1 protein-coding gene is annotated in these 1,390 nt (G+C 59.8%); it reads right to left on the reverse strand.

Going from position 1 to position 1,390, the window contains the following annotated elements:
• Positions 1 to 29 precede the first annotated feature (29 nt).
• Positions 30 to 1,325, reverse strand: coding sequence for an IS256 family transposase (locus tag E3T38_RS06890; protein WP_134547379.1), 1,296 nt, complete (start codon positions 1,323 to 1,325; stop codon positions 30 to 32).
• Positions 1,326 to 1,390 lie beyond the last annotated feature (65 nt).

The raw sequence follows: 1,390 nt of genomic DNA on the forward strand, positions 1-1,390 counted from the left end.
CTCGGTAACGGTGTTTCCGGCGTTTTTCATTAGTAGGATTCTGCGTTCGGCCAGCGGTCGTGGAAGGTGATGGCGAAGGCGTTGAGAGCTGGTTTCCAACGCATCGTCCAACGAGCTCGGCCCTCACCGGTAGGGTCGAGACTTCGAGTGACCAGATACAAGCATTTTAGAGCGGCCTGCTCGGTGGGGAAATGTCCTCGAGCCCGCACCGCCCGCCGGTACCGGGCGTTGAGCGACTCGATGGCGTTTGTGGAGCAGATCACCTGGCGAATCTCGGGATCGTAGGACAAGAACGGGGTGAACTCTTCCCACGCCGACTCCCATAACCGGATGATCGCACCGTATTTCTTACCCCAGATCTCGGTCAGATCATCGAGCGCCGCCCGCGCCACCCGCGCCGCGTCAACGGTCGGAGCGGTATAAATCGGTTTCACCGCTCGTTTCATCGCATCCCAATCCTTCTTGGAGGAGAGCTTGAACGTGTTGCGAATGAGGTGAATAATGCACGTCTGCACCGTCGTCAACGGCCACACGCTCCCGACAACGTCCGGCAATCCTTTCAACCCGTCACAGACCAGGAAGAACGTGTCGGTGACGCCTCGGTTCTTGATATCGGTCAGGACAGACATCCAGAACGTGGCGCCCTCACCGCCGGTGCCGGCCCACAGCCCGAGAATATCCTTCTCACCGTCCAAGGTCACGCCGATGGCCGCGTAGATGGGCCGGTTGGCGACCTGCCCATCACGGATCTTCACCACGATCGCATCAATGAAGATCGCCGCGTAGACGCCGTCCAGCGGGCGGGACTGCCACGTCTGCATCTCCTCGATCACCTTGTCCGTGATGCGGGAAATGGTCTCTTTGGAGACCTGCGCGCCGTAGATCTGGTTGAAGTGTGCGCTGATCTCCCCGGTTGTGAGGCCGCGGGCATACAACGACAGCACAATCTCATCGACCCCGGTCAAACGTCGTTGTCGTTTGGGCACGATCACCGGAGTGAACGTGGCGTCCCGGTCACGAGGCACTTGAATGGTCACTGGCCCCGTCGACGGGCTGATCACCGTTTTGGGCCGGGTCCCGTTGCGCACGTTGGATTCCTCACGCTCGTCCGGGGCACGGTTCTTCTCATGACCGAGATGCTCAGTCATTTCCTCGTTCAGCACCGTCTCCAAGAACGTTTTCGTGAACTGGCCCAGCAGACCATCAGGACCGTCCAGAGCCAGGCCCTGCTCCTTAGCTAGGCGCACCCATTCCTTAGCCGCCACCGCCTCACGAGTGGGCTCAGATTTCGTTTTCTTCGTCACAGCATCAAGTGTCGTCATCACGGCACCTTTCCCGCCAGACCCACGTCCAGCGCGTCAGGCCAGAAACACCGTTTAAGAGACAGTCC

It is taken from the genome of Cryobacterium sp. Hb1 (genome assembly GCF_004403585.1).
GTDB classification, from domain to species: domain Bacteria; phylum Actinomycetota; class Actinomycetes; order Actinomycetales; family Microbacteriaceae; genus Cryobacterium; species Cryobacterium lyxosi.